This window comes from Bacillus sp. AR4-2, assembly GCF_008274865.1.
Taxonomy (GTDB): Bacteria; Bacillota; Bacilli; order Bacillales; family Bacillaceae_G; genus Bacillus_A; species Bacillus_A cereus.
The window spans coordinates 5,209,270-5,235,145 of sequence record NZ_CP031062.1 but is presented as its reverse complement, the minus strand read 5'-3'; the positions used below and the strand labels follow the sequence as shown (position 1 = coordinate 5,235,145).

Genomic DNA, 25,876 nt, shown 5'->3' with positions numbered 1-25,876 from the left:
GGAGATATTGCTAGATGAACATAGAACAATTTCAATCTATGCTAGAAGAGAAGGGAATCACCCTCTCTTCTAGACAGTTAGAGCAGTTCAAAATCTACTTTGAAACATTAGTAGAGTGGAATGAAAAAATGAACTTAACGGCTATTACAGAAAAAGAAGAAGTATATTTAAAACACTTTTTTGATTCCATTACAGCTGCTTTTTATTATGATTTTTCAAAACCATTCTCAATTTGTGATGTTGGTGCAGGGGCTGGATTCCCAAGTATTCCTTTAAAAATCTGTTTCCCGCACTTAAAAGTAACAATTGTAGATTCATTGCAAAAACGTATTAATTTCTTAAATCACTTAGCCCAAAAGTTAGAATTAAGTGATGTTGCATTTTGTCACGATCGTGCTGAAACATTTGGGAAAAAAGAAGGTGTACGTGAATCATACGATATTGTAATGGCACGTGCAGTTGCGCGTCTTTCTGTATTAAGTGAGCTATGTTTACCACTTGTAAAAGTTGGAGGAACATTCATTGCAATGAAAGGTGCAGCAGCAAACGAAGAAATTGAAAATGGCAAGTATGCTTTAGAGGTGCTAGGCGGAGAGTTGAAAGAGATGTCTACTTTCCAATTACCATTTGAAGAGAGTGAACGTAATATTTTATTAATCGAGAAAAAGCGCAAGACACCAAAGAAATATCCACGCAAACCGGGAACACCCAATAAATTACCTATTGAAAAATAAATCTTATTAGACGTAAGATTAAATTATATAAATGAAAACGTAAATGTTTCATAGGAAACATTTTATGGAGAATAGTCAATAGGCCTAAAAGGTGGTGGAATATGTATGAAAAATACGTTTTCTCGTTTATTTGGCTTTGGAGATAAAGAGAGCGAATTCGAATTACAAGACGAAAGCCATGAAGAGATAGATAAAAAGGTATATGAAGAAATACAAGAAATTCCGATAGTAAATATTACCCCTAACCGTTATCAACCAAGAACAGTTTTTGATGATGCGCGTATTGATGAGTTAGCATTAACAATTCGTACACATGGACTTATTCAACCGATTGTTGTAAGGCAATATGAGGATGATAAGTACGAGATTATTGCTGGAGAAAGACGTTTTCGCGCGGCAACAAAGTTAGGTTGGGAAAAGGTTCCTGCAATTATAAAGAATTTAAATGATACAGAGACAGCTTCTGTAGCTTTAATTGAAAACTTGCAACGTGAGGAACTAACGGCAATCGAGGAAGCTGTGGCATATCAAAAGCTGATTGAGTTACATAATTTAACACAAGAAGCATTGGCACAACGACTTGGAAAAGGACAATCTACAATCGCAAATAAGTTGCGCTTGTTAAAGTTGCCTGAAGAAATAAAAAGTGCATTATTAGAAAAAAGCATTACAGAACGTCATGCCCGCGCTCTCATTCCTTTAAAAAATGAGGAATTACAACTGAAGGTTTTACAGGAAATTGTGGAGAAACAACTAAATGTAAAGCAAACAGAAGAACGAATTGCGAAGTTACTAGAGGAAGCGAAACCGAAGCGTAAGGCAAAGCAAAAAGCAGTAAGTCGAGATACGAGGATTGCTATGAATACAATTAGACAATCTTTACAAATGGTTACTGAAAGTGGTTTGAATGTTAATTCTGAGGAAGAAGAATTTGATGAGTACTATCAAATTACAATTAAAATTCCAAAGAAAAAATAATAATGACGTGCTAGAGACCTTATCCTATTGGAGAGGTCTCTTTTACTATATTTTCTTGTTAAATGAAGAAGGAGTTTAGAAATAAATTTTGAAGTTTAATAAAGGACGTAAAAGAAAAAGTTTTATTTCATGTTACAATAAACGTAATTGTTACTAGAATAAGATAGAAAGGTTGAAAGTAGGTGACATCATGGGAAAAATCATTGCTATTGCTAATCAAAAAGGCGGTGTTGGAAAAACAACAACATCTGTTAATTTAGGGGCTGGATTGGCGCAAGTAGGTAAAAAAGTCCTTCTTGTAGATATTGATGCTCAAGGAAATGCAACGACTGGTGTGGGAATTGAAAAATCTGAATTAGATCAATGTATTTACAACGTTCTTGTGGAAGATGCAGATGTTCAAGGGGTTATACAGAAAACCGCAACTGAAAACTTAGATGTTCTACCCGCTACAATTCAATTGGCTGGTGCTGAAATTGAATTGGTACCGACTATTTCCCGGGAAGTACGTTTGCAAAGAGCATTACAGCCAGTTCGTGATGAATATGACTATATTATTATCGACTGTCCCCCATCTTTAGGGTTATTAACGATTAATGCATTAACAGCAGCAGATTCTGTTATTATTCCTGTACAGTGTGAATATTACGCACTAGAAGGGTTAAGTCAGCTATTAAATACAGTTCGACTTGTACAAAAACATTTAAATAAAAATTTAGCAATTCAAGGTGTATTGTTAACAATGTTGGATGCCCGTACAAATTTAGGGATTCAAGTTATAGATGAAGTGAAAAAGTATTTTAGGGATAAAGTATATCGCTCGATTATTCCGCGTAATGTACGCTTGAGCGAGGCTCCAAGTCATGGGAAACCTATTATGCAGTATGACGCTAAATCAAGAGGAGCAGAAGTGTATATAGATTTAGCAGAGGAAGTGATTGCAGGTGGCTAAAGGATTAGGAAGAGGAATTAATGTGTTTTTTCCTGATTTAGATGTGAAAGAAGAGGAAACAATTCAGGAGATTCTTGTAACTGAATTAAGGCCGAATCCATATCAACCGCGTAAACACTTTAATAAAGAGGCGATTCAGGAATTAGCAATTTCGATTAAGGAACACGGTATTCTACAACCATTAATTGCTAGGAAGAGTATTAAAGGATATGAAATTGTTGCAGGTGAAAGACGGTTTCGTGCTGCAAAAGAGGCTGGTTTAGAAAAAGTACCTGCGGTTGTAAGACAATTAACTGAACAGCAAATGATGGAATTTGCTTTGTTAGAAAACTTACAACGAGAAGATTTAAATCCTATGGAAGAGGCAATGGCATACCAGATGTTAATGAATGAGCTAAATGTAACGCAAGAACAATTAGCGAAACGTCTTGGTAAAAGCAGACCTTACATTGCAAATTATACTCGGTTATTAAGCCTACCTTCTTTCGTACAAGATATGATTGCAAATGGTCAACTTTCAATGGCTCATGGGAGAACTTTACTTACGATAAAAGATGAAGAACAATTGAAGTCCTTATTGAAACGCATTGAAAAAGAAGGATTAAATGTTCGTCAATTAGAGAAAATCGTCCAAGAGATTAATCAACACGTTTCACGTGAAACAAAAAAAGTGAAAAAAGAGCGAAATATATTTTTCGTAGAACGTGAAACGTTCTTAAGAGAAAAGTTTGGCACAGATGTGAAAATTAAAGAGACGAAAAAAGAAAAAGGTAAAATCGAAATTGAATTTTTTAATAAAGAAGATTTAAATCGTATTTTAGAACTATTAGCACAGAAAAATTAAAAAGCAAACCATCTTATTATTTATAGATGGTTTGCTTTTTTTAATGCGGATAATTTTTGATCCGTCTCTTTTATACTTTTTGCGATTACATCAGCCATTTTCATGACTAAACTTAACCTTGTATTTTGAAGAACGAAAAACTCCATAAACCCATTTAGATTGACGATACCGTGTATGTGCAAATCACCAACTGCAGGTAATTTCTTATTCATAGCAGCTCCAGGTTTACTAGGTCCCTTTCCAGTAGTGATTGATCCGATATTTTGGGACTTTCCTAAACATGCATCAACAGCAATTATAAATGCAGTAGGATATTCTTTCTGTATATTCTGAATTTTCTCTTCTAAATTTAGCGCATGTACTGGCTCATCTAGTGTACCGAATACTTGGAGGTTTTGGATGTCTATTTGTTCAAGTTTTGTACCAACTAATGGGCCGAGTGCGTCACCTGTAGAGCGATCTGTGCCGATACAAACGAGAATGAGTGGTATATTAGTTTTAATAGGAATATGGGTAAGTAAGAAATTACTGATTATCTCAGAGGCTTCTAGATCTTGGTGCATAACGTTTTGAGTTTCTTTCTCAAAAAATGGTAAGCGAAAACTTCCAATATTCATGAAGCACCCATCCTTTTAATAAATTTTCAATATATGTTATATGGTGAGGAAAATGGAAAGTTATAAGTGCGTAATTTTTGCAAAATGTGAATGAAAACGGAAATAATAGTACTAGTATATATATATTCGTTCCATTTTATACCTGGATGTCGGGGATAAAATAGGATTAAAATCATAAAATTTTTTCAGCAATTAGGGGACTTCTGATACAATAATAAGGGTAACTAAAAAGAAATTTTAGCTAGAGAGGTAGAGGTACATGGATTTATTAGCGAAGTGGTTTAATTCTATGAAACAGTATTTATTAGATGCTGATCGTTGGGCTCATATTGGAGTTGCGACATTAAAAATATGTATTATTTTAACAATTGGTGCAGTTGTTGTGCGAATTGCAAGGGCGGTTGTACGAAATGCGTTTCGTATGGGGAGTCGTTCTCCAATTCAAATTTCAGAACGTCGTACAGTTACAGTAGCGAAATTACTTGAAAATATTGTAGCGTACGTTGTTATGTTCATTATGCTAATTGCGATTTTAGGTGTGTTTGATATTAATGCATCAGGTTTATTAGCGGGTGCTGGGGTAATTGGTTTAGCAGTCGGATTTGGTGCTCAAAGTTTAGTGAAAGACGTTATTACAGGTTTATTTATTTTGTTAGAAGATCAGTTTTCAGTTGGCGATTATGTTAAAATCGGTCAATTTGAAGGAGTCGTTTTAGAAATTGGACTTCGTACAACGAAAGTAAAGAGTTGGACAGGTGAAATTCATACTTTACCAAATGGAAGTATTATTCAAGTTACTAACTACTCAGTTAGTAATAGTGTAGCGTTTGTTGATGTATCTATTTCATATGAGGCTGATATTGCGAAAGCAGAGCAAGTTATTGAAGATTTATTAGTAGAATTACCTTCAAAGTACGAAAAAATGGTAACAACGCCTCAATTATTAGGTGTGCAAACATTAGCAGCATCAGAAGTTATATTACGTGTTATTGCTGAAGTAGAACCGATGCAACATGCAGTTATTGCAAGGGCACTTCGTAAAGAGATTAAAAATCGTCTTGATTTACATGGAATTGAAATTCCATATCCACGTATGGTTTTATATAATCGTGAAGAATTAGTTAGTGGAAAAGCAATTTAGTATGGAGAGGAGTTTGGAGAATGGAGCAAAAGGAATATAACTTGTATGATGTTGTGGAAATGAAGAAAGCCCATCCATGTGGCGAGAATCGTTGGAAAATTATTCGTATGGGAATGGATATCCGCATTAAGTGCGAGGGGTGTGACCATTCAGTAATGATTCCTCGAAGAGAGTTTGATCGTAAGGTGAAAAAAATACTTGTGAAGCACGAAGAATAGAGGGAGAGTAACAGTTACAGTAGGTAACTGTTACTTTTTTTCGTTTGGCGGAAACTTGTCATTTTTTTCGTTACTATCTATAATGATGAAAGATTGAGACATAGGAGTGAAAAATATGGGATTAACGGCTGGGATTGTTGGATTACCTAACGTAGGGAAGTCCACTTTATTTAATGCAATTACACAAGCAGGAGCAGAATCTGCGAACTATCCATTCTGTACAATTGATCCAAACGTAGGGATTGTAGAAGTACCAGATGAGCGTTTAAATAAATTAACGGAATTAGTAGAACCGAAAAAGACTGTTCCGACTGTATTCGAGTTTACTGATATTGCAGGTATCGTAAAAGGTGCTAGTAAAGGTGAAGGTTTAGGAAATAAATTCTTATCTCACATTCGTCAAGTAGATGCAATTTGCCAAGTTGTTCGTTGTTTTGAAGACGAAAATATTACGCACGTTTCAGGGAAAGTAGATCCAATTGATGATATTGAAACAATCAATTTAGAGCTAATTTTAGCGGACTTAGAGTCTGTTGATAAGCGTATCGAGCGTGTTGCGAAATTAGCAAGACAAAAAGATAAAGAAGCGGTATATGAGCATGAAATTTTAGTTCGTTTAAAAGAAGCTTTTGAAGAGGGAAAACCAGCTCGTACTGTTGAATTTACAGAAGAGCAGATGAAGATTGTTAAAGGCCTTCATTTACTTACAACAAAAGAAATGTTATACGTAGCGAATGTAAGTGAAGACGATATTATCGATCCTTCGGAAAATAAATACGTACAAATGGTAAAAGAATTTGCAGCAAATGAAAATTCTCAAGTAATCGTTGTATGTGCAAAAATCGAATCAGAAATCGCTGAATTAGACGAAGAAGAGAAAAAAGTATTCCTTGAAGAATTAGGAATTGAAGAGTCTGGTTTAGATCAATTAATTCGTGCAGCATATGACCTATTAGGACTTGCTACTTACTTTACAGCTGGCGTTCAAGAAGTACGTGCTTGGACATTTAAACAAGGAATGAAGGCACCACAATGTGCTGGTGTTATTCATACAGACTTTGAGCGTGGATTTATTCGTGCAGAAACAGTTTCTTACGATGACTTAATGACAAACGGTTCTATGACAGCTGCAAAAGAAGCTGGAAAAGTACGTTTAGAAGGAAAAGAATATATCGTAAAAGACGGAGATGTTATGCACTTCCGTTTTAACGTTTAATTTAATATTTCCTAGGAAAAATAAAGATATGAGCTTGGCAAATATATTATATGTTTGCCAAGTTTTTTATGTATTGGTGAGTTGATTCATATAACTTACTATGATATAATCTAAACTCGTGAGTAATTACTATAAATTAATTGCTCCTTGCCCATTACGGGCCGTTTAGACCAAAAGGAGGTGAAAGTGTAATGAGAAAGTACGAAATTATGTACATCATTCGTCCTGGCGTTGAAGAAGAAGCTCAAAAGGCTTTAGTTGAACGTTTTGCAGGTGTTTTAACAAACAATGGTGCAGAAATCATTAACACGAAAGAGTGGGGTAAGCGTCGTTTAGCTTACGAAATCAACGACTTACGTGAAGGTTTCTACATGATCTTAAACGTGAAATCTAACGCAGAAGCGATTAACGAATTCGACCGTTTAGCTAAGATCAACGAAGACATCCTTCGTCATATCGTTGTTAAAGAAGAAGAAAAATAATTGATATATAAGGGAGAGTGGTTCGATTGATGAATCGTGTTATCCTCGTTGGTCGTTTAACTAAGGACCCTGACTTACGTTACACGCCCAATGGTGTCGCAGTAGCTACTTTTACGTTAGCTGTGAATCGCGCATTTGCCAATCAGCAAGGTGAGCGTGAAGCTGACTTTATTAATTGTGTAATATGGCGTAAACAAGCAGAAAACGTAGCAAATTATTTGAAAAAAGGTAGCTTAGCAGGCGTAGATGGACGTCTTCAAACTCGTAATTACGAGGGACAAGATGGTAAACGTGTATACGTAACAGAAGTTCTTGCGGAAAGCGTGCAATTTTTAGAGCCGCGTAATGGCGGTGGGGAGCAACGTGGTTCATTTAATCAGCAACCATCAGGAGCTGGTTTCGGTAACCAAGGCTCTAACCCATTTGGTCAATCTAGTAATTCAGGTAACCAAGGTAATTCTGGATTTACGAAGAATGACGATCCATTTTCAAATGTAGGTCAACCGATCGACATTTCCGACGACGATTTACCGTTCTAATACAGTAAATTTGTTAGTTTTAACAAAGAATGGAGGGAAATAGACATGGCAGGACGCAAAGGTGGACGTGCGAAACGTCGTAAGGTGTGTTTCTTCACAGCTAACGGCATCACTCGCATTGACTATAAAGATGTTGATTTATTAAAACGTTTCGTTTCTGAGCGTGGTAAAATTTTACCTCGTCGTGTAACAGGAACAAGCGCAAAATACCAACGCAAACTTACAGTTGCAATTAAACGTGCTCGTCAAATGGCACTTTTACCATATGTTGGTGAATAATAGCGTATGAAATGCACAGTAGAGTGGGACTCTACTGTGCATTTTGCTATGCTTTTCTTTTTGAAAGAGAGGTTAAAATGTGAAACAAACAAAGTTTATTACAGAAGGTGCAGCATTATTAGCTATATATGCAATTTTATTGCTTATATCTATGTATGTTCCGATTTTGGGTACAGTTGTAACTTTTGCGTTGCCGTTACCATTTATACTATTAATGATAAGACATAAACTATCTAATGTGCTCGTGATTTTTGTAGCGGCACTTTTTGTTACTATTATTGTGAGTCAACCGCTGAATTTAGTGAAGACAATTATGTTTGGATTGATAGGGATTGTTTTAGGATATATGTATAAAACAAGAAAAAAGCCAGTGGAAATCTTAATAGCGGGGACGCTTGCATACTTAATTGGTTTTGTACTTATTTATGTTGCGAGTATAAAGTTTTTCAACATAGATATAATGAAGCAAATGCAAAGTATGTTTAGTGAAAGTATGGCGAAAAGCGAAAAGATAGTAAGTGCTACAGGTATGCCGATTAGTAAGGAACAAAAAGAGTTACTTGCACAAATGAATGATATATTACAATCGTTACTTCCAAGTATACTTGTGCTAGTTTCAGTATGTTTTTCTTGGATTACAGTGATAATATCAGGTAGTGTTTTGAAAAAGTTAAAACATGAAGTTATATCTTGGCCTAAATTTAAAGATATACAATTACCAAAGAGTATCATTTGGTATTACGTTATATTTATTTTGTTAGCAACTTTTATAAAAGTAGAACCAACATCATATTTACATATGGTATTTTCTAACCTAAATGTCATATTTGCACTATTGCTTGTACTGCAAGGTCTGACATTTATCGCCTTTTTAGCGTATAGAAAAGGTTTTACTAAAGGGGTTCCTATTATTAGTTTTATTGCATGCATGTTTATTCCGATGCTGTTTCCTCTTGTGACAATCTTAGGTATAATTGACTTAGGGATTTCATTGCGTTCTAAAATAGGGGGATAAAATAATATTCCTTATACTATTTTAATCTGTTTAACTAACTGGAAGGTAAGTTAGTTTTACTTTATAGGAGTTGTATACATGCCTGAATTTGATAAGAAACAGTGGTTTTTATATCCTGTTTATGTATTGGCATTTTTTGTGTTTGTGCTCATTTCAATTCTCTGTTATTTTCATTTAATTATGGGTATAGCTGCTTTTGTCATTTTTTGTATCGTATTCTTTATCGTTATACGATTTGAACTTAATTTTCAAAGGAATTTCGAAAAGCATACGACAGATATGATTACAAGAGTAAAGAAAGTAAGTAATGAAGCATTTAACCAAATGCCGATTGGTATTTTGTTATACAATAAGGATTATGGGATTGATTGGGCAAATCCTTATTTATCTTCATGTCTGGGACAGCACGCATTAGCTGGATGGCACCTTTACGATGTATCAGAAACATTACTTCTTTTCATTAAAGGAGAAACTTCTGATGATATAGTCTCTTTAAATAATCGAAAGTTTCGCGTTTTTGTAAGGAAAGAAGAAAAGTTAATTTATTTCTTTGATGTAACGGAACAAACAGAAATCGAAAAGATGTACGAGGATCAAAGGACTGTTTTAGCTGTCATCTATTTGGATAATTATGATGAAGTTACACAAGGATTAGATGATCAATTACGTACGAATATAACAAGTCTTGTGACATCGCGACTAAATGAATGGGCACTTAAGTATGGTGCTTATTTAAAACGTGCATCTTCAGAAAGATTCTTCGTTGTGCTAAATGAAAGTATTTTGACGCAGATGGAGAAAGGGAAATTTAGCATTTTAGATCAGGTGCGTGAAGAAACATCTAAAAGGAATATACCACTTACATTAAGTGTGGGTGTCGGATCAGGTGATTTACCTTTATCAGAGCTTGGAGCAATGGCTCAATCTGGTTTAGATCTTGCGCTTGGGCGTGGGGGAGACCAAGTAGCTATTAAACAAGCGACAGGTAAAGTTAAGTTCTATGGAGGTAAGACAAATCCGGTTGAAAAACGTACCCGTGTACGCGCCAGGGTCATTTCGCATGCGTTAAAGGATTTAGTATTAGAAAGTAGTAATGTCATTATTATGGGGCATAGGGCTCCTGATATGGACGCAATTGGTGCTGCGATTGGTATTTTAAAAGTAGCTCAATTAAATGAGCGTAAAGGATATATTGTGTTAGATGAAAATGATTCCGATAAAGGAATTAAGCGTTTGATGGACAAAGTGAAACAAAATGAGGAGTTATGGTCTCATTTTATTACTCCAGAGCAAGCGATGGAATTTGCAAATGATGAGTCGTTACTTGTTGTTGTCGATACGCATAAACCTTCTATGGTGATGGAGCAAAAACTGTTACATAAAATTGAAAATGTGGTAGTTATTGATCATCATCGCCGTGGAGAAGATTTTATTGAAGACCCATTGCTAGTTTATATGGAACCATATGCTTCTTCAACAGCAGAATTGGTTACAGAATTACTTGAGTATCAACCTAAAAATTTAAAGATGACAATGTTAGAAGCGACGGCATTGTTAGCGGGTATTATTGTCGACACGAAAAGTTTCACATTCCGGACAGGGGCTCGTACATTTGATGCTGCTTCTTATTTACGCTCACATGGTGCAGATACTGTACTTGTACAAGAACTTTTAAAGGAAGATATGGATCAGTATTTACGGGTTGCAAAAGCTATAAAAAATGCGTACATTTATAAAAATGGAATTGCGATTGCTAAAGTTGATAGTGATGATTACTACGATCAAGTGCTTATTGCGCAATCGGCAGACACGTTATTAACGATGACAGGGATTATTGCATCATTTGTTGTTGCGAAACGTGGCGAGAACCTCATTGGAATTAGCAGCAGGTCTTTAGGTGAAGTGAATGTGCAGCTAATTATGGAAAACTTAGGCGGTGGCGGGCATTTGACGAATGCAGCCACACAGATGAAAAATGTTACAGTAGATGAAGCTGAGGAGAAGCTTCGATTTGTTATTGATGACTATTTACAGGGAGGCACACAATCATGAAAGTAATTTTTCTAAAAGACGTAAAAGGTAAAGGTAAAAAAGGAGAAGTAAAAAACGTACCAGATGGCTATGCAAATAACTTCTTACTGAAACAAGGATTAGCTGCTGAAGCAACAAATAGCAGTATGAAAACTTTAGAAGCTCAAAAGCGTAAAGAAGAAAAAGATGCAGCAGCAGAGCTTGAAAATGCAAAAGAGTTAAAAGAGACTTTAGAGAAATTAACTGTAGAATTAAAGGCGAAATCTGGAGAAGGTGGCCGTTTATTTGGTTCTATCACAAGCAAACAAATCGTAGATGCAATGCAAAAATCACACAAGATTAAACTTGATAAACGTAAATTTGAAATGGACGATGCAATCCGCGCGTTAGGTTATACAAACGTTACTGTGAAATTGCATCCACAAGTAACAGCAACAGTAAAAGTTCATGTTAGTGAACAATAAAAATAAATTAAGCAAGGAGGATTGCGTATGAGTGATGTACTTGCTGATCGTACCCCTCCGCATAATATAGAGGCTGAGCAGGCGGTTTTAGGGGCCATATTGATTGATCAAGATGCGTTAACTTCAGCATCAGAGTTATTGGTACCTGATTCGTTCTATCGAACGAAACATCAAAAGATTTTTGAAGTCATGCTTGGGCTATCTGATAAGGGAGAGCCGATTGACTTAGTAATGATGACATCAGCAATGGCTGATCAAGGATTACTAGAAGAGGTTGGTGGGGTTTCTTACTTAGCAGAGTTAGCAGAAGTTGTGCCAACTGCAGCTAACGTAGAATATTACGCACGCATCATCGCTGAAAAGGCGCTTTTACGTCGTTTAATTCGCACGGCGACTCATATTGTATCGGATGGATACGAGAGAGAAGATGATGTGGATGGTCTTTTAAACGAGGCTGAGAAAAAAATATTAGAAGTATCCCATCAAACGAATGCAAAAGCATTCCAAAACATTAAAGATGTTCTTGTAGATGCTTATGACAAAATTGAACTTTTGCATAATCAAAAGGGTGAAGTTACTGGGATACCAACTGGGTTTACTGAATTAGATAAGATGACAGCAGGTTTCCAACGAAATGATTTAATTATCGTGGCAGCACGTCCATCAGTAGGGAAAACGGCATTTTCATTAAATATTGCACAAAACGTAGCGACGAAAACGGATGAAAATGTAGCGATTTTTAGTTTGGAGATGGGTGCTGATCAGCTTGTTATGCGTATGCTTTGTGCAGAAGGGAATATTGATGCACAAAGACTTCGTACTGGTTCATTAACTTCCGATGATTGGGCAAAATTAACAATGGCAATGGGGAGTCTCTCAAATGCTGGTATATATATTGATGATACGCCAGGTATTAAAGTAAATGAGATTCGAGCAAAATGTCGTAGATTAAAGCAAGAACAAGGTCTTGGTATGATTTTGATTGACTATTTGCAGCTTATTCAAGGAAGTGGGAAATCAGGTGAGAACCGTCAGCAGGAAGTATCTGAGATTTCTCGTACCTTAAAAGGGATTGCGCGTGAATTGCAAGTGCCTGTTATTGCTTTATCACAGTTATCTCGTGGTGTAGAATCTCGTCAAGATAAACGCCCGATGATGTCTGATATTCGTGAATCTGGAAGTATTGAGCAGGATGCTGATATTGTAGCTTTCCTATATCGTGAAGACTACTATGATCGAGAAACGGAAAACAAAAATACAATTGAAATTATTATTGCAAAACAACGTAACGGTCCAGTAGGTTCAGTGGAACTTGCATTCGTCAAAGAGTTCAATAAGTTCGTTAACTTAGAACGTCGTTTTGAGGATGGACATGCTCCACCGGCATAAAGGCAGTATAAAAAAGAAACACATTTCTTATAATAAGATGTGTTTCTTTTTTTTTATAAGAAAGATAAGGCTTTCATAAGTTAAATATATAATTCTTACGAACGAAAATGTTTTTTTGTGAAAAAATGTTCGCTTTTCGGTTGACTTCTCTTTCGGTTTTGGTACAATTATATTGTTTGAATAGATCGTTTGAAAATTGCGGAGGTGCTTTAATAATGTCTTCAGTAGTAGTTGTAGGAACACAATGGGGCGACGAAGGAAAAGGTAAAATCACTGATTTTCTTTCTGAGCATGCGGAAGTAGTTGCAAGATATCAAGGTGGAAATAACGCGGGACATACAATTGTTTTCGGCGGAGTTAAATATAAATTACACTTAATTCCATCTGGTATTTTCTATAAAGAGAAAATTTGTGTAATCGGAAACGGATTAGTAGTAGATCCAAAAGCATTACTTGAAGAGTTAAAATACTTACACGATCGTGGTGTAAGTACTGATAATTTACGTGTAAGTAACCGTGCACATGTTATTTTACCTTACCACTTAAAACAAGATGAGTTAGAAGAAGCAAGTAAAGGTGATAACAAAATCGGTACAACGAAAAAAGGTATCGGTCCTGCATATATGGATAAAGCTGCTCGTATTGGTATTCGTATGGCTGATCTTTTAGACCGTGAAGCATTTAAAGAGAAGCTTGAGCGCAATTTAGTAGAAAAAAATCGTTTATTTGAAAAAATGTACGATACAGAAGGTTTCACTGTAGAAGAAATTTTTGAAGAGTACTTCGAGTACGGGCAACAAATCGCGCAATATGTATGTGATACGTCTGTTGTATTAAATGATGCATTAGATAATAATCACCGTGTATTATTTGAAGGTGCGCAAGGTGTTATGCTTGATATTGACCACGGTACGTACCCGTTCGTTACATCTTCTAACCCAATTGCTGGCGGTGTAACAGTTGGAACTGGAGTTGGTCCTGCGAAAGTTACTCGCGTTGTAGGTGTATGTAAAGCATATACAAGCCGCGTTGGTGATGGTCCATTCCCTACTGAGCTTCATGATGAAATTGGTCATCAAATTCGTGAAGTTGGTCGCGAGTATGGAACGACAACTGGTCGTCCACGCCGCGTAGGTTGGTTCGATAGCGTTGTTGTAAGACATGCACGTCGTGTTAGTGGTTTAACGGATCTATCATTAAATTCTATCGACGTTTTAACAGGTATTCCAACTCTTAAAATTTGTGTAGCTTACAAATACAATGGCGAAGTTATTGATGAAGTTCCAGCTAACTTAAACATTTTAGCGAAATGTGAGCCTGTATATGAAGAGCTTCCAGGTTGGGAAGAAGATATTACTGGTGTAAAATCATTAGATGAACTTCCTGAAAATGCACGAAAATACGTAGAACGTGTTTCTGAGTTAACAGGAATTCAAATATCTATGTTCTCAGTTGGACCAGATCGTAACCAAACAAATATTGTTCGTAACGTATACGAAGCTTAATTAACATTTTTTAGAAAAAACTCATGTCTGCATGAGTTTTTTCTTATTCTTTTATAAAAAAACAAAAAAAGTATTGCAATAAATACACAATACATGTTATGATACATCTTGTCGTCACGAAAATATGACGTTGGTGAGTATGAGCCATTAGCTCAGTTGGTAGAGCATCTGACTTTTAATCAGAGGGTCGAAGGTTCGAGTCCTTCATGGCTCACCATTTTATTTTTCGTGGCCCGTTGGTCAAGTGGTTAAGACACCGCCCTTTCACGGCGGTAACACGGGTTCGAATCCCGTACGGGTCATGTTTTTTTTGCTTATTTTTGGTCCCGTGGTGTAGTGGTTAACATGCCTGCCTGTCACGCAGGAGATCGCCGGTTCGACCCCGGTCGGGACCGCCACTTTTGTTTATACCACCATTAGTGGTTTTATATATAGTTTTGGCTCGGTAGCTCAGTCGGTAGAGCAGAGGACTGAAAATCCTCGTGTCGGCGGTTCGATTCCGTCCCGAGCCACTCTCAGGATATTAAGTGGGCCCACTTAATATCCTTTTTATTTATGTAATTTTACAAAACTGAGTAGTTATTTTAAAATAGAACGAGGAGCCTCTAGCAGTTGAAGCTAGAGGTTTTTCTATAGATCGTATAGGATGCCGTGTAAAAGTGGATCATACATGAGTCTATGAGAATAGAGGAGAAAATACTTAAACAAAGGATGCGGTCATATAGGACATACTATGTAAACATCAATATGTTTAGGGATTATTGACCATATTTTTATAAGGAGGAAATAGACGATGATGGGAAAGAAAATTTTAGTAGTTGATGATGAAAAGCCGATTGCAGATATTTTGAAGTTTAACCTAGAAAAAGAAGGTTTTGAAATAGTAATGGCGCATGATGGTGATGAAGCAATTGAAAAGGCTAATGAAGAGCAACCAGATATGGTTTTATTAGATATTATGCTACCAGGTAAAGATGGCTTAGAGGTTTGCCGTGAAATACGTAAAAGCTCAGAAATGCCGATTATTATGCTTACAGCAAAGGACTCTGAGATTGATAAAGTATTAGGGCTTGAGCTTGGGGCAGATGATTATGTAACGAAGCCATTTAGTACAAGGGAATTACTTGCTCGTGTGAAGGCGAATTTACGCCGCCATCAACAAGGTGGTGCTGCGGAAAAAGAAGAAAATACAGAAATGGTTATTGGACCAATTGTGATTAATCCAAATGCATATAGTGTAACGAAGCGTGAGGAAAATATCGAGCTTACACATCGTGAATTTGAGTTGCTACATTATTTAGCGAAACATTTAGGACAAGTTATGACACGCGAACATTTATTACAAACAGTTTGGGGTTATGACTATTTTGGAGATGTGCGCACAGTAGACGTTACAGTACGTCGTTTGCGTGAAAAAATTGAAGATAATCCAAGCCATCCTACTTTAATTGTAACTAGACGTGGAGTAGGGTATTACTTGCGTGACCCAGAGCAGGAATAGTATATGAAGAAAGTTGGTTTTTTTCAATCTATTCATTTAAAATTTGTGCTTATATATATGCTATTAATATTAATAGCGATGCAAGTTATTGGAGTATATTTCGTAAGGGAATTAGAGAAGAGCTTAGTACAAGGTTTTAGGGATTCTTTAACGCAGCAAACAAACTTATTATCATATAATTTGAAGCAAGAGTTTAAAAAAAGTTATACAAAAGCAGAAACAGAGTCAACAGATGAAACGATTAAAACTTCAATTCGAAAATTTGCCTCTGATCAGAAGAAAGTTATACAAGAGGTAAGTGTATTTGATTCGCACAGAAAGTTACTGGCTATTTCAGATGAATCAAAGCAGAATAAGGTGAATCGAACATCAACTGATATAGCTGTTCAGCGAGTGTTAGTACAAAAAAAGCCGGAAGTGAAAATTGAGAAGGATGGTAGTACAGGTCATCGTGTTCAAGTTATGCTTACTCCGATTCTAGATGATAACGGTAAGGATGCGCTTGGTGTTATTTACATTGTGGCATCTATGGAAGATGTATATAAACAAATGAAGGATATAAATCAAATTTTTGCTACGGGAACAGTAATTGCTTTATTAGTAACGGCCGTACTTGGGATTTTATTGGCTCAAACAATTACAAGACCAATTTCAGATATGCGGAGACAAGCAATCGAAATGGCAAAAGGAAATTATTCGAGAAAAGTAAAAGTGCATAGCCATGATGAAATTGGACAACTGGCATTATCCTTCAATAATTTATCGAAAAAATTACAACAAGCTCGTTCTTCTACAGAAAGTGAAAGGCGTAAATTATCATCTGTTTTATCACATATGACAGATGGAGTAATTGCTACTGACCGAAAAGGGGATATTATTTTACTAAATGATCCTGCGGAAAAGATGTTAAATGTTTCTCGTGAAACAGCGCTCGATCAATCTGTTTTAGAGGTATTAGGAATACAGGAAGAATTTACGCTCGATCATTTATATGAAGAGCCAGATTCTGTTTTATTAGATTTTAGTACGAGAAACGAACCATATATTTTACGTGCTAGTTTCTCTGTTATTCAAAAAGAAACAGGGAAGGCAAATGGCTTAATTGCTGTACTATATGATGTAACAGAGCAGGAGCGTATAGAACGGGAACGCCGTGAGTTTGTAGCGAATGTCTCTCATGAATTAAGGACGCCATTAACGACGATGCGCAGTTATTTAGAGGCACTTACAGATGGAGCATGGCAGGATCCAAATATTGCACCACAATTTTTAACGGTTACACAAGAAGAAACAGAAAGAATGATTAGACTTGTAAATGCGTTGTTACAGCTATCTAAACTTGATAGTACAGAGCATCGTTTAATGAAAGAATGGGTCGACTTTACTGATTTCTTTAATAATATTATTGATCGCTTTGAAATGTCTAAAGAGCAAAATGTAAGTTTCAAACGATCTTTCTCTAAGAAATCTAGATTTATTGATATGGATACTGACAAAATTACTCAAGTGCTGTATAACATTATTTCTAACGCATTAAAGTATTCACCAGAAGGTGGAACAGTAACATATCGTTTACGTGATCGCGGTGATTTATTAGAAATTAGTGTAAGTGACCAAGGAATGGGTATTCCAAAAGAAAACGTTGATAAAATCTTTGAACGTTTTTATCGCGTAGATAAAGCTCGTTCAAGACAAATGGGTGGTACTGGGCTTGGATTAGCAATTGCAAAAGAAATGATTGAGGCACATGGTGGCTCTATTTGGGCGAAGAGTGAAGAAGGAAAAGGGACAACTATTTATTTCACGTTACCAATGGCAGCAGATGAAGAGGACGATTGGGAATGAGTATGGAAAACTTTAAAACAATAGTTTTAATTAACCTAGTTGTAATTAGCCTATTTCTTACTTTTAACCTATGGACGTATGTGCCAGATTCTACATCCATGCAAAACGCGAAATTTGTGCAGGGAAATGAAGGAATGAACCAAACTAAAATTTCCGATGTTGTCCGTCCTACTTCTATCATCGTGCATAAAGATAAAAATCATTATGGGAGCAGAAGAGAGGCAGATATAGAATCAATCTATAAGCCTCTGGAAGTAGGGGAACTACATGATTTTAAAGAGATATCAATCACTAAGGGTGATTTCCTTTCATATGTGCATGGTGAAGGGAAAGTTGAACTTGTTTTCCCTACCGATATCCCATTTGATGCAGTAAAATCCATGTTTAACATGAAAGAGAAGAGTACAGATAAGCCTAAACATTTTAATCGTATTCTCCTCGATCCTTCTCGAAGTAAGGATCAAGAAATTAAAATTAACTTTGTTTCTGATGGTGATAACTTTAAAATATACGAGGCAAAATTAAGTGGCGTGTATTTAAAAGATATTGTAAATGCCCAAAATCAATTTATAGTATCAGCAAAGCCTTATTTTGATTATCAACTTAATGATATGAAAAAGTTATTTTTACCAGATGGAACGACAGAGTTAAACAATATAACATATATTTCATCTAATTTAGCAGTTGATACGTTTAAGAATGCTCTGTTTAGTGATCCTCGTTATTTAAGTCCGATTACCGAGATGTCGAAAGAAACATTTACAGATGGTATTAGATCCATGGAAATTGAAAACGATCGTCACATGCTAAAGTATAAAAACTCTTCTGTCTTAACTGAGAAAACGATAGATAATTTAATGCTTTTACAAAAAAGCTTTGAATTCGTAAGTGGTCACAGTGGAAGTTTGGATTCATATCGTTTGGACTATATGAATAAAGGAGAGACAGTATTTCGTTTAAATGAAGATGGATATTCAGTATTCAATGAAGATGGATTAGCTGAATTGAGACAAATATGGGGATCAGAAGAAGTAATGGAATATGAAAGACCGTTGCTGTCTTTAAATACTAAAGGTATAGAACAGAAGGTTACTCTTCCGTCAGGGCATGTTGTAATAGCATCTCTAGAAAATAATCCAGAGATAAAGAAACAAGTAATTAAGGATATTGGTATTGGATACAAGTTATCACTAGATGGACAAGTAGTTCGATTACAACCAATTTGGTATGTAAAGCTTGTTGAAGATGAAACAGGTAAACAGAAAATCTATGAGTGGAGTGAGGGAGGACTAAATGGATTGGGATCGGATTAAAACCATATTTATTGTGACCTTTTTTGTTTTGGACCTCTTTCTCATTTTCCAATTCATTCAAAAGCAAGATAGTAATCAATTGGAGCTTATTGCAGAAACAAAGATAGATCAAGAATTAAAAGCAAACAAAATTACGATGGGAAATATCCCTAAAGAACCGAAAAAAGAGTCATTTATTAGAGCGGAAAATAAAGCTTTTAAAGAAGAAGATATACAGTCTTTGAAAAATCAAACAGTGCATATACAAAATATGTACAAGATAGAAAGTAAGCTAAAAGAGCCTTTTTTAAATACGAAATCATTATCAAAAGATAAGTATAATGAATTTTTGAAGAACTATGTATTGGATGGACAAAAGTATGAATTTGGAGCGGTGAAAGACTCTAAAATTTATTTCTTCCAAAAATATAAAGATAAGCCTATTTTCTATAATAATCAGGCGATGATTGTTGTGGAATTAAATGAAAAAAATGAACTTGTTTCATATACGCAGACAATGCTAACTGATTTAAAAGAAATGGGCGAAGGTGAAAAAACGAAAGAGCAAGAAATTATTACGGCTCAAACAGCTTTAGAAAATTTGTATTTAAAAAATAAAATTCATGGAAATACGCATGTTAAAGAAGCGCAAATTGGTTATGCCACTCTTACCGCATCTACTTCTAATAACCAAGTACTGGCTCCAACGTGGAATTTGAAAACGGAGCAGAAGCAGGACTTCTTTGTGAATGCAATTGAAGGACAAGTTATGGAATTAGGAGAAAAGGAAAATCAAGTGGTTGATGAACATACTGGAGTGAGAAAGAATGGGGTTGCATTTTAGCGTACTTGCAAGTGGAAGTACAGGAAATATGCTATACGTAGGAACCGATGAAAAAAAATTACTAGTCGACGCAGGTTTAAGTGGTAAAGCAACAGAGGCTTTATTTAAACAAGCAGAACTGAATATAAATGATGTATCAGGTATTCTTGTAACGCATGAGCATAGTGATCATATTAAAGGATTAGGTGTACTGGCACGTAAATATGATTTGCCTGTTTATGCGAATGAGAAAACATGGAATGCAATGGAACATTTAATAGGAAATATCCCAACTGAACAAAAGTTTATTTTCTCAGTTGGTGATGTGAAAACCTTTGGTGATATTGAAGTCGAGTCATTTGGAGTTTCTCATGATGCGGCAGAACCGATGTTTTATGCTTTCCATAACAATAATAGGAAGTTAGCGCTTATTACAGATACGGGATACGTAAGTGACCGTATGAAAGGCGTTATTAAGGGAGCTAATGCTTTCGTATTTGAAAGTAATCATGATGTAGAAATGCTTCGTATGGGACGTTATCCATGGAGCATTAAACGACGTATTTTAAGTGACGTTGGGCATGTTTGTAATGAGGATGCTGCATTAGCGATGGCAGATGTAATTACAGATGAGACAAAGCATATTTATTTAGCCCATTTAAGCTTAGATAATAACATGAAAGAACTAGCGCGTATGTCAGTATCACAAGTACTAGAGGAAAAAGGATTTGGAGTGGGTGAATCCTTTGAAATTCACGATACAGATCCAAAAATGCCTACAAAAATTCAATACGTATAATTCTTCATTTTAGTAAACAATAAAGGTGAATATAGTTGTTTTCAGGAAGATAGGTGAACAAATATGTCCTTTATTGATGAAGAAAATTATCGTATGAAACGTGCAGGAAAAAAGAAGCACAAAGGTATAGTTCTTTCTAGTATAGCGGGAACAATTGTAGGAGCTTCTTTATTCGCGTTTGGAGCGCCTTTATTTTCAAATTCTGCTGATACGCTTCCGCAAGCTGAAGCAAGCGGAAGTAATATGGCCGAAGCTCAAGGGATTAAACAGATTAGCTTTGTAGATGCTGTTGATCGTGCATCTGAAGCTGTTGTGGGTGTTATTAACATTCAACGAGATAACTTTTCAGAGGCAGATTCAGAGGCCGGTACAGGATCAGGAGTAATTTATAAAAAGACAGATGGTCAAGCTTATATTGTAACGAATAATCATGTTGTAGCTGGAGCGAATCGTATTGAAGTAAGTCTAAGTGACGGTAAGAAGGTTCCTGGAAAAGTATTAGGAACCGATGTAGTCACAGACTTAGCTGTATTAGAAATAGATGCAAAGCATGTGAAAAAAATAATTGAAATTGGCGATTCTAATACTGTTCGCAGAGGAGAGCCAGTTATTGCGATTGGAAACCCACTTGGACTGCAATTTTCTGGAACAGTTACACAAGGTATTATTTCAGCTAATGAACGTATTGTCCCTGTAGATTTAGATCAAGATGGACATTATGATTGGCAAGTAGAAGTGTTACAAACAGATGCAGCGATTAATCCGGGGAATAGTGGCGGTGCGCTTGTAAATGCAGCAGGACAATTAATTGGTATTAATTCAATGAAAATTGCTGCAAAAGAAGTAGAAGGAATCGGCCTTGCTATTCCGGTGACTAGAGCTGTTCCGATTATGAATGAACTTGAGAAGTATGGAAAAGTAAGAAGACCATATGTTGGGATTGAACTTAGGTCATTAAATGAAATTCCAAACTATTATTGGTCAAAAACATTACATTTACCAGGTACTGTAACAGAGGGAGTTTGTATTTTGGATGTGAAAAGTCCTTCGCCAGGTGCGGATGCTGGTTTAAGAGAACATGATGTTATTGTGGCGGTAGATGGAAAACCGATTCGCGATATTATTGGATTCCGTACGGCCTTATATGATAAGGAAATTAATGATAAAATGACTCTTACGTTTTATCGTGGCACAAAAAGAGTAACAACAACAGTGAAATTAGGCATTCAAAAGTATTAAAAACAGGAGGGCCTACCTCCTGTTTTCTATTGTAGAAAAGTGAGGTGAAGAAAATGAATTTACCTTGTTGTTTAGAGCATGTTGAATTAGCGTTAGATATTATTGTGGATGAGTGTGAAGTTGCGCCAGTTATCAACAATGTGGATAACTCGGAAAAAGAGAAAAAAACATGTGAATTTTGTCAAAATGAGGCGACATATGTTGTATCGAACACAGATTCTCACACAATATGTGGGTAGTATTTGTGGATATGTGGATAAGTTTTGTGGATAACATGTTTGTAAGGTGGAGGATACGTGTGAATATCTCGATTATTTCAATTGGGAAATTAAAAGAAAAATATTTGAAACAAGGTATAGCAGAATACTTAAAACGATTATCTGCATACGCAAAAGTAGAAGTAATTGAATTGCCTGATGAAAAGGCGCCAGAAAATTTAAGTGAAGCAGAAATGTTAATTGTAAAGGAAAAAGAAGGTATACGTATACTGGATAAAATTTCTGATGACACGCATGTGATTGCATTAGCTATAGAAGGAAAGCAAAAGTCATCAGAAGAATTCGCGATAAGTCTAGATCGCCTTGCTACATACGGAAAGAGTAAAGTCGCATTTGTAATTGGTGGATCACTTGGACTAAGCTCAGAAGTGATGAAGCGTTCAAACGAATCACTTTCTTTTTCAAAGATGACGTTACCACACCAATTAATGCGATTAGTGTTGCTTGAGCAAGTGTATAGAGCGTTTCGGATTAATCGTGGGGAACCGTATCATAAGTAATGTATTCTATATAAAACACTGATATTATCATATTTATTTTATTATGCCTATAACTGGAGGCTATGTGAATGGTAAGTGATCAGACGAGATATTCTAGGCTCGCGAATATAACAAAAATAATAAATACGAAATTAGAACTACGTGACGTATTGCAGCGTGTGACAATGGCGATATCAGAGGAGATTGTTAGGTGCGACGCTGTTGGAATTTATTTACCCCAGGAAGATGGAACATTTAGAGGGTTTGCAGGAAAACCAGAGACTATAAATGGTGTAACGCTCGATACTCAAGTAATTGATCCTGAAATAGACTTACTGGCAAAAGAAGTTATTGAAACGAAAAGAACCATCTATATTCCTGATACCTCAAAGGATCATCGACCAGATCCGAGACCGGTTAATACATTCAAAATTAAGTCCTTATTAGCTCTGCCTATCTCATTTGGGCAAGAGTTATTTGGTCTAGTTTTTTTATTTGATTATGGAATTCCGATGAACTTAACAGATTCAGAAATTCAAAGTGTTGAAGCTTATGTAAATATGGCTGCGGTTGCAATTCAAAACGCAAATAATTTAAAACAAAAGGAAAACCTTATTGCTGAGAAACAACTGTTACTAAATGTTACACGTGATTTATCGATGTGTTCCTCGATACAGGAGAGTTTTGATAAATGCTTTTTTTACCTAGAACAGATTTTAGAGAGTAAAAATATGACTGCTCATCTTCTAGATCCGCTAGATAAAACAACAATTAAAACAACGAAATTAAGTAAGGACTGTCATTGGACAGAAGCGGATTGGACAGAGAAAAGCTATGAAGCCAAGATCCAAGAGGTTATTCAAACAAAAAATATAGATAGTAAGGGTCTATTGATGATTCCATTGGTTTCAATGGGAGAAGTATTAGGGGTAATCGTCGTTGGCAAAGAAGGAAAAGCTCACAATTATGATGATTCCCAACTGCAACTAGCAAAATCTATCGTTGATGCCACAGCCCCTACGTTTTCGAATTTGTTGTATATGGATCAACTAGAGAGCATAGTGGAAGAGCGAACGAGAGAGTTAGCTGCTGCTAATGAAAAAGTTACAAGTGTGATTGAATGTATTACGGATGGATTTTTTATTTTAAATAATAAATGGGAATTTACGTACGTAAATAAGCACCAATATTTTCCGCAAAGAAAAACAGCAAAAGATGTATTAGGAAAGAATATATGGAATGTTTTCCCGAGTGAAATTGACACAGTTATGTATAAGGAATTTCATCGTGCGATGTCAGAGCGAACTACAGTTCATTTCGAATTTCTTTCTACTGCAGATGAATATTGGCACGAAGTTATTGCATACCCATATGATGATGGTATTTGTTGTATTTTTAAAAACATAACGGAAAAAAAGAAATATGAACAGGAATTGAAAAGATTATCCAATATAGATTTAATAGGGCAAATGGCAGCAGGTATCAGCCATGAAATTAGAAATCCAATGACAACAGTACTAGGATTTTTACAGTTATTAAAAGAAGAGAATACCTATGAGAAACATAATAAGTACTTTCATTTAATGATTGAAGAACTTAACCGTGCCAATTCTATTATTACTGAATTTCTCTCAATGGGTAATACAAGGAAATTGGATTTGCAGATGTTAGATTTAAATTCAATTATCCGCGATATTATTCCTTTAATAAAGATTGATACGTACAATCAAAATAAATATATTCAAGTCGATACAAATGACATTCCAGAATTACTTTTAAATCGTAATGAGATACGGCAATTATTAATGAATCTATATCGTAATGGCTTAGAAGCGATGAATACAGGGAAAGTTCTAACCATTAGCACTTACAAGGAAGGTCAAAATTGTGTGGTGCTTGCAGTGCGGGATCAAGGAAAAGGTATCAGGCCTGAAGTATTAGAGAAACTGGGTACGCCGTTTTACACGACCAAAGATAATGGAACTGGATTGGGGTTAGGTGTATGTTATGCCATTGCTGCCCGCCATAATGCAAAAATAGAAATTCAAACAGGATCGGAAGGCACTACCTTTTTTGTTAAATTTAATTATAAAAATAATAAAAAATAACCTTATTTAGAATAGTTACGATGAACCGTATCATAAATAAATTTATTCTTTGTATATAAAAAGATAAAAAGACCATTGGACAAAAATTACCGATGGTCTTTTTCACATTAATAGGTGTTATATAGATTTCCTAAAATAAGTATGTTTCTATTTCCATAAAAATATGCTGTAATATGAAGAGGAAAAAGTATAAGTAGTTAGAGAAGTGAGGAATTAAAGGTGAAGAAGTTTAAGAAGTTTTACTTGGAGATTACGAGTGTATGTAATCTTGCGTGTAGCTTTTGTCCGCCGACGGAAAGGCAGAAGCAATTCATTTCTGTGGAGGATTTTGCTAAAAGATTAGACCAAATTAAACCTCACACAGACTACATTTATTTGCACGTGAAGGGTGAGCCGTTGCTCCATCCGAAAATAGATCAACTATTAGACTTAAGTCATGAAAAAGGGTTTAAAGTTAATATTACAACGAACGGAACGTTAATTAATAAGAGAAGACATAGGCTGTTAAATAAGCCTGCGTTAAGACAAATGAATTTTTCACTGCATAGTTTTGATGGACATCCAGGTTCGCAAGATAAAGAGGGCTATGTAAGGAGTATACTTTCCTTCATTAGGGAAGCGACAAGTCAATCAGATTTAATTGTATCGTTAAGGTTATGGAATTTAACTCAGGATAATAAAACAAATGCTGAAATCCAGAAAAATAGAGAGTTATTATCTATAATTGAAAATGAATTTGATCTATCTTATCAAATTGAAGAGAAGCTTACACCAGGAAAAGGTATAAAAATTGCAGAACGTGTCTTTATTAATCAAGACTATGAATTCCAGTGGCCAGCATTACATGAGGAAGAGGATGATGGGAAAGGATTCTGTCATGGACTTCGTAATCAAGCGGGTATTTTAGCGAATGGAACAGTTATTCCTTGTTGTTTAGATGGTGAAGGGATTATTAACCTTGGGAATATTAATAATGATTCATTTTCTAACATTATTGAAGGTGAAAGAGCAACAAACATTGTCGATGGATTTTCGAAAAGAGTTGCGGTTGAAGAACTTTGCAGGAAATGTGGATATCGCAAACGGTTTGGGAAGTAAATATGAAATA

General features: G+C 35.6%; 26 protein-coding genes and 4 tRNA genes. 29 read left to right on the top strand and 1 reads right to left on the bottom strand.

What is annotated here, in order from left to right; all coding sequences use genetic code 11:
• Positions 1-14 precede the first annotated feature (14 nt).
• From rsmG to spo0J, 4 genes are all read left to right on the top strand, one after another.
• The gene (rsmG, locus tag DN399_RS27055) at positions 15-734 is read left to right on the top strand and encodes a 16S rRNA (guanine(527)-N(7))-methyltransferase RsmG (protein WP_001019628.1); all 720 of its coding nucleotides are present in this window, start codon (positions 15-17) and stop codon (positions 732-734) included.
• 105 nt (positions 735-839) lie between these two features.
• Positions 840-1,712: a nucleoid occlusion protein gene (gene noc, locus DN399_RS27050; RefSeq protein WP_000799016.1), complete on the top strand. Its 873-nt coding sequence runs from the start codon at positions 840-842 to the stop codon at positions 1,710-1,712.
• 190 nt (positions 1,713-1,902) lie between these two features.
• On the top strand, positions 1,903-2,664 hold the full coding sequence (soj, locus tag DN399_RS27045) for a sporulation initiation inhibitor protein Soj (RefSeq protein WP_000516114.1): 762 nt from the start codon (positions 1,903-1,905) through the stop codon (positions 2,662-2,664).
• Positions 2,657-3,508 carry a stage 0 sporulation protein Spo0J gene (gene spo0J / locus DN399_RS27040; protein ID WP_001051832.1) on the top strand — a complete coding sequence of 284 codons (852 nt, stop codon included), beginning with the start codon at positions 2,657-2,659 and terminating at the stop codon, positions 3,506-3,508. The genes soj and spo0J overlap by 8 nt, the downstream gene beginning before the upstream one ends.
• A gap of 20 nt (positions 3,509-3,528) precedes the next feature.
• Here spo0J and yyaC read toward each other — a convergent pair whose 3' ends face one another.
• Positions 3,529-4,125, bottom strand: coding sequence for a spore protease YyaC (gene yyaC / locus DN399_RS27035; protein ID WP_001020714.1), 597 nt, complete (start codon positions 4,123-4,125; stop codon positions 3,529-3,531).
• A 259-nt stretch (positions 4,126-4,384) separates the two neighbouring features.
• Here yyaC and DN399_RS27030 point away from each other — a divergent pair, with 259 nt between their 5' ends.
• The 25 genes from DN399_RS27030 (at position 4,385) to DN399_RS26910 (ending at position 25,866) form a co-directional block, all read left to right on the top strand.
• Positions 4,385-5,266 (top strand): mechanosensitive ion channel family protein, encoded by an 882-nt coding sequence (locus DN399_RS27030; RefSeq protein ID WP_000364814.1) that lies wholly within the window; start codon positions 4,385-4,387, stop codon positions 5,264-5,266.
• A 20-nt stretch (positions 5,267-5,286) separates the two neighbouring features.
• The gene (locus DN399_RS27025) at positions 5,287-5,484 is read left to right on the top strand and encodes a DUF951 domain-containing protein (protein ID WP_000435485.1); all 198 of its coding nucleotides are present in this window, start codon (positions 5,287-5,289) and stop codon (positions 5,482-5,484) included.
• Positions 5,485-5,599: 115 nt separating this feature from the next.
• Positions 5,600-6,700, top strand: coding sequence for a redox-regulated ATPase YchF (gene ychF / locus DN399_RS27020; protein WP_000524657.1), 1,101 nt, complete (start codon positions 5,600-5,602; stop codon positions 6,698-6,700).
• Positions 6,701-6,891: 191 nt separating this feature from the next.
• Positions 6,892-7,182, top strand: coding sequence for a 30S ribosomal protein S6 (gene rpsF / locus DN399_RS27015; RefSeq protein WP_001233778.1), 291 nt, complete (start codon positions 6,892-6,894; stop codon positions 7,180-7,182).
• 26 nt (positions 7,183-7,208) lie between these two features.
• On the top strand, positions 7,209-7,721 hold the full coding sequence (gene ssb, locus DN399_RS27010; RefSeq protein ID WP_000981966.1) for a single-stranded DNA-binding protein: 513 nt from the start codon (positions 7,209-7,211) through the stop codon (positions 7,719-7,721).
• A gap of 45 nt (positions 7,722-7,766) precedes the next feature.
• On the top strand, positions 7,767-8,000 hold the full coding sequence (gene rpsR, locus DN399_RS27005) for a 30S ribosomal protein S18 (protein ID WP_000918873.1): 234 nt from the start codon (positions 7,767-7,769) through the stop codon (positions 7,998-8,000).
• 79 nt (positions 8,001-8,079) lie between these two features.
• A complete protein-coding gene (locus DN399_RS27000) occupies positions 8,080-9,015 on the top strand; it encodes a YybS family protein (protein WP_000814837.1) in 936 nt (311 codons plus the stop codon).
• Between the two features lie 78 nt (positions 9,016-9,093).
• Positions 9,094-11,067: a DHH family phosphoesterase gene (locus DN399_RS26995; RefSeq protein ID WP_001113785.1), complete on the top strand. Its 1,974-nt coding sequence runs from the start codon at positions 9,094-9,096 to the stop codon at positions 11,065-11,067.
• The gene (gene rplI / locus DN399_RS26990; protein ID WP_000864228.1) at positions 11,064-11,510 is read left to right on the top strand and encodes a 50S ribosomal protein L9; all 447 of its coding nucleotides are present in this window, start codon (positions 11,064-11,066) and stop codon (positions 11,508-11,510) included. Before DN399_RS26995 ends, rplI begins: the two co-directional genes overlap by 4 nt.
• Positions 11,511-11,537: 27 nt before the next feature.
• Positions 11,538-12,899: a replicative DNA helicase gene (gene dnaB, locus DN399_RS26985; RefSeq protein WP_001286148.1), complete on the top strand. Its 1,362-nt coding sequence runs from the start codon at positions 11,538-11,540 to the stop codon at positions 12,897-12,899.
• Between the two features lie 215 nt (positions 12,900-13,114).
• On the top strand, positions 13,115-14,404 hold the full coding sequence (locus tag DN399_RS26980; RefSeq protein WP_000100238.1) for an adenylosuccinate synthase: 1,290 nt from the start codon (positions 13,115-13,117) through the stop codon (positions 14,402-14,404).
• A 141-nt stretch (positions 14,405-14,545) separates the two neighbouring features.
• Positions 14,546-14,621, top strand: a tRNA-Lys gene (locus DN399_RS26975).
• 13 nt (positions 14,622-14,634) lie between these two features.
• Positions 14,635-14,706: transfer RNA gene (locus DN399_RS26970), tRNA-Glu, on the top strand.
• Between the two features lie 20 nt (positions 14,707-14,726).
• A tRNA-Asp gene (locus DN399_RS26965) sits at positions 14,727-14,802 on the top strand.
• A 41-nt stretch (positions 14,803-14,843) separates the two neighbouring features.
• Positions 14,844-14,916, top strand: a tRNA-Phe gene (locus DN399_RS26960).
• A gap of 281 nt (positions 14,917-15,197) precedes the next feature.
• Positions 15,198-15,905 carry a cell wall metabolism DNA-binding response regulator WalR gene (walR, locus tag DN399_RS26955; RefSeq protein WP_000971865.1) on the top strand — a complete coding sequence of 236 codons (708 nt, stop codon included), beginning with the start codon at positions 15,198-15,200 and terminating at the stop codon, positions 15,903-15,905.
• A 3-nt stretch (positions 15,906-15,908) separates the two neighbouring features.
• The gene (walK, locus tag DN399_RS26950) at positions 15,909-17,750 is read left to right on the top strand and encodes a cell wall metabolism sensor histidine kinase WalK (RefSeq protein ID WP_000755367.1); all 1,842 of its coding nucleotides are present in this window, start codon (positions 15,909-15,911) and stop codon (positions 17,748-17,750) included.
• Entirely contained in the window at positions 17,747-19,063 is a 1,317-nt protein-coding gene (locus DN399_RS26945) for a YycH family regulatory protein (RefSeq protein ID WP_000061560.1), read from the top strand. The genes walK and DN399_RS26945 overlap by 4 nt, the downstream gene beginning before the upstream one ends.
• On the top strand, positions 19,044-19,886 hold the full coding sequence (locus DN399_RS26940; protein ID WP_000383740.1) for a two-component system regulatory protein YycI: 843 nt from the start codon (positions 19,044-19,046) through the stop codon (positions 19,884-19,886). The genes DN399_RS26945 and DN399_RS26940 overlap by 20 nt, the downstream gene beginning before the upstream one ends.
• Entirely contained in the window at positions 19,870-20,664 is a 795-nt protein-coding gene (locus DN399_RS26935) for an MBL fold metallo-hydrolase (protein ID WP_000522837.1), read from the top strand. Before DN399_RS26940 ends, DN399_RS26935 begins: the two co-directional genes overlap by 17 nt.
• Before the next feature lie 63 nt (positions 20,665-20,727).
• Complete coding sequence (locus DN399_RS26930) at positions 20,728-21,903, top strand: S1C family serine protease (RefSeq protein WP_000008031.1); 1,176 nt, start codon at positions 20,728-20,730, stop codon at positions 21,901-21,903.
• A 53-nt stretch (positions 21,904-21,956) separates the two neighbouring features.
• Complete coding sequence (locus DN399_RS26925; RefSeq protein WP_001052827.1) at positions 21,957-22,142, top strand: CxxH/CxxC protein; 186 nt, start codon at positions 21,957-21,959, stop codon at positions 22,140-22,142.
• 59 nt (positions 22,143-22,201) lie between these two features.
• Complete coding sequence (gene rlmH, locus DN399_RS26920) at positions 22,202-22,681, top strand: 23S rRNA (pseudouridine(1915)-N(3))-methyltransferase RlmH (RefSeq protein ID WP_001027000.1); 480 nt, start codon at positions 22,202-22,204, stop codon at positions 22,679-22,681.
• Between the two features lie 68 nt (positions 22,682-22,749).
• Positions 22,750-24,768: a GAF domain-containing sensor histidine kinase gene (locus tag DN399_RS26915; RefSeq protein ID WP_049107367.1), complete on the top strand. Its 2,019-nt coding sequence runs from the start codon at positions 22,750-22,752 to the stop codon at positions 24,766-24,768.
• Positions 24,769-24,987: 219 nt separating this feature from the next.
• On the top strand, positions 24,988-25,866 hold the full coding sequence (locus DN399_RS26910) for a radical SAM/SPASM domain-containing protein (protein ID WP_000713633.1): 879 nt from the start codon (positions 24,988-24,990) through the stop codon (positions 25,864-25,866).
• Positions 25,867-25,876 lie beyond the last annotated feature (10 nt).

Excerpts from the sequence above, each read along its gene's own strand:
- rsmG (WP_001019628.1), top strand. The coding sequence starts at position 15 with ATGAACATAGAACAATTTCAATCTATGCTAGAAGAGAAGGGAATCACC.
- noc (WP_000799016.1), top strand. The coding sequence starts at position 840 with ATGAAAAATACGTTTTCTCGTTTATTTGGCTTTGGAGATAAAGAGAGC.
- soj (WP_000516114.1), top strand. The coding sequence starts at position 1,903 with ATGGGAAAAATCATTGCTATTGCTAATCAAAAAGGCGGTGTTGGAAAA.
- yyaC (WP_001020714.1), bottom strand. The coding sequence starts at position 4,125 with ATGAATATTGGAAGTTTTCGCTTACCATTTTTTGAGAAAGAAACTCAA.
- DN399_RS27030 (WP_000364814.1), top strand. The coding sequence starts at position 4,385 with ATGGATTTATTAGCGAAGTGGTTTAATTCTATGAAACAGTATTTATTA.
- DN399_RS27025 (WP_000435485.1), top strand. The coding sequence starts at position 5,287 with ATGGAGCAAAAGGAATATAACTTGTATGATGTTGTGGAAATGAAGAAA.
- ychF (WP_000524657.1), top strand. The coding sequence starts at position 5,600 with ATGGGATTAACGGCTGGGATTGTTGGATTACCTAACGTAGGGAAGTCC.
- rpsF (WP_001233778.1), top strand. The coding sequence starts at position 6,892 with ATGAGAAAGTACGAAATTATGTACATCATTCGTCCTGGCGTTGAAGAA.
- rpsR (WP_000918873.1), top strand. The coding sequence starts at position 7,767 with ATGGCAGGACGCAAAGGTGGACGTGCGAAACGTCGTAAGGTGTGTTTC.
- DN399_RS26995 (WP_001113785.1), top strand. The coding sequence starts at position 9,094 with ATGCCTGAATTTGATAAGAAACAGTGGTTTTTATATCCTGTTTATGTA.
- rplI (WP_000864228.1), top strand. The coding sequence starts at position 11,064 with ATGAAAGTAATTTTTCTAAAAGACGTAAAAGGTAAAGGTAAAAAAGGA.
- dnaB (WP_001286148.1), top strand. The coding sequence starts at position 11,538 with ATGAGTGATGTACTTGCTGATCGTACCCCTCCGCATAATATAGAGGCT.
- DN399_RS26980 (WP_000100238.1), top strand. The coding sequence starts at position 13,115 with ATGTCTTCAGTAGTAGTTGTAGGAACACAATGGGGCGACGAAGGAAAA.
- walR (WP_000971865.1), top strand. The coding sequence starts at position 15,198 with ATGATGGGAAAGAAAATTTTAGTAGTTGATGATGAAAAGCCGATTGCA.
- walK (WP_000755367.1), top strand. The coding sequence starts at position 15,909 with ATGAAGAAAGTTGGTTTTTTTCAATCTATTCATTTAAAATTTGTGCTT.
- DN399_RS26945 (WP_000061560.1), top strand. The coding sequence starts at position 17,747 with ATGAGTATGGAAAACTTTAAAACAATAGTTTTAATTAACCTAGTTGTA.
- DN399_RS26940 (WP_000383740.1), top strand. The coding sequence starts at position 19,044 with ATGGATTGGGATCGGATTAAAACCATATTTATTGTGACCTTTTTTGTT.
- DN399_RS26935 (WP_000522837.1), top strand. The coding sequence starts at position 19,870 with ATGGGGTTGCATTTTAGCGTACTTGCAAGTGGAAGTACAGGAAATATG.
- DN399_RS26930 (WP_000008031.1), top strand. The coding sequence starts at position 20,728 with ATGTCCTTTATTGATGAAGAAAATTATCGTATGAAACGTGCAGGAAAA.
- DN399_RS26925 (WP_001052827.1), top strand. The coding sequence starts at position 21,957 with ATGAATTTACCTTGTTGTTTAGAGCATGTTGAATTAGCGTTAGATATT.
- DN399_RS26915 (WP_049107367.1), top strand. The coding sequence starts at position 22,750 with ATGGTAAGTGATCAGACGAGATATTCTAGGCTCGCGAATATAACAAAA.